General features: G+C 71.7%; 2 protein-coding genes. Both read right to left on the bottom strand.

Annotated features, from left to right (window positions below):
* Window positions 1–307 precede the first annotated feature (307 nt).
* The gene (locus VAE46_RS13000) at window positions 308–1,528 is read right to left on the bottom strand and encodes a CoA transferase (RefSeq protein ID WP_322797371.1); all 1,221 of its coding nucleotides are present in this window, start codon (window positions 1,526–1,528) and stop codon (window positions 308–310) included.
* Window positions 1,525–1,776, bottom strand: a 252-nt coding sequence (locus tag VAE46_RS12995) for a CoA transferase (protein ID WP_322797370.1), incomplete at its 5' end; no start/stop codon positions are given. The genes VAE46_RS13000 and VAE46_RS12995, both read right to left, overlap by 4 nt.

Here is a 1,776-nt window from a genome sequence, read left to right as displayed (position 1 = left end):
GAAACCCCGTCCCCCGGGGAACCATGCTCGACCATTGCCTTCACCCCTTCGCGCGTCGAATCAGCGCGCGCACCGGCCTAACCGTACCTCTCCTGTGGCCCCTCCGTCAGGGTCTGTTACCGAATCTTCACGGCCGGCATGCGTTCCGGAATGCAATCGCACGAAACAGCAAACGGGGCCTGGCGGCACCGAACGCCAGGCCCCGCACCGCAGCGCGCCCGGAGGGGAGAAGGCGCCTGCATCGGGTCCCCCCGATGCGTCTATCCTCGCCCCCGGCCATGAACTACGCGTTATCAGCCGATGACGTTCAGGTTTCCGCGAGCCCCAGCTCGGCCAGCACCTCAGCCGTGTGCTCTCCCAGCCGCGGCGCGGGCCGCCGCAGCGCCCATGGCGTCGCGCTGAACACGTACGGCGCTCCCGGCATCTTCACTGGCTGCTTCTCCCGGCCCTCACCGGTGGCCTCTACCCAGAAGCCGCGGTCGTCCCAGTGCGGGTCGAACAGCGGCTCCTCCGGCCCGCGTACCACGCCCCACGCCTGCCGCCGCTCCTGCCCGCCCCGGTAGATCTCCTCCGCCGGGTGCGCCGCGATGAACCGGGCCAGCTCCGCGGAAATCTCCGCCGCCTCAGGGCTGCCCCGCCCCACCTGCCGGTTCAGCGGGTCATCAAAGCGCGGCTCATCGAACTGTGCCCCAAAGCCGGCGGCCTGGAACCACGCCTTCACCTTTCGCCAGCTCGCGTTATCCCGCCCGATGCCGAACACCAGCACCCAGCGCCCGTCCGCCGCCCGGTGGAGCCACGGCTCCGTCCGCGATGCCGCCGCGTGCCGCCCGGTCTGCCGGCGCACATCCACCCGCTTCGTGAACCAGTACGGCAGCGCCACCTCCGTCGTGCTGCTGACCGCCTCGTGCATCGCAGCATCGATGAACTGTCCCTCCCCGCTGCGGTCCCGCCAGAGCAGCGCCGCCAGGATGCCCTGCACGGCGTAGTGCCCCGCCATGTGGTAGGCCTGGTCGCCGTGCCCGCGGACCGGCGGCGCGCCGGGCGCATCGTCCTCGTCGTAGCCGTTCATCATCATGGCGCCGCCCAGCGCCAGCGCAACCAGGTCCGTCGCCTGCCAGCCCGCCCACGGTCCGTCCTGCCCGAACGGCGTCAGGGCACACCAGATCAGCTCCCGGCGGCCCTCGTCCAGCGCCCGGTACCCGAGTCCCTCACCGTCCAGCACTCCGGGCCCGCGGTCCTCGATGACCACCTCCGCCCAACCCGCCAGCCGCCGCCACACCTCCCGCCCGGCCTCTGTCGACGGGTCAGCCACCACCGAGCGCTTGTTCGTGTTGTAGTACCAGAAATTCAGCGAGCGGTCGGGGCCCGGCACGTCGTCCACGAACGGCCCCACCTGCCGCGCCTCCGACCCGCCCGGCGGCTCGAACTTCACCACGTCGGCGCCCATGTCGGCCAGCAGCTTCCCTGCGTACTGCCCGAGGACGCCGCACCATTCCGCAACCCGCAGCCCCTCCAGCGGCCCGCTCACTGGAACACCCCCTGCTCGGCAAGCTCCGCGTAGTCCTCGTCACTCATGCCCAGCACCTCGCGCAGCACCTCGTAGGTGTGCTCGCCCATCAGCGGCGAGGCGGCGCGGTTTGTCCCCGGCGTCCGCGCAAGCCGCGGCGCCACCCCATCGATGCCCGCCTCCCCGAGTTCCGGGTGCGGCAGCGTCGACCACCACCCTCGCGCTTGCAGCTGCTGGTCCCGCTCCACCCGGTCGCCCGCCGTCTGGCA

This window comes from Tepidiforma sp., from assembly GCF_034433535.1.
In the GTDB taxonomy this organism is placed as follows: domain Bacteria; phylum Chloroflexota; class Dehalococcoidia; order Tepidiformales; family Tepidiformaceae; genus Tepidiforma.
The sequence above is the reverse complement of the archived record's forward strand: the minus strand, read 5'-3'. Positions and strand labels throughout refer to the sequence as shown.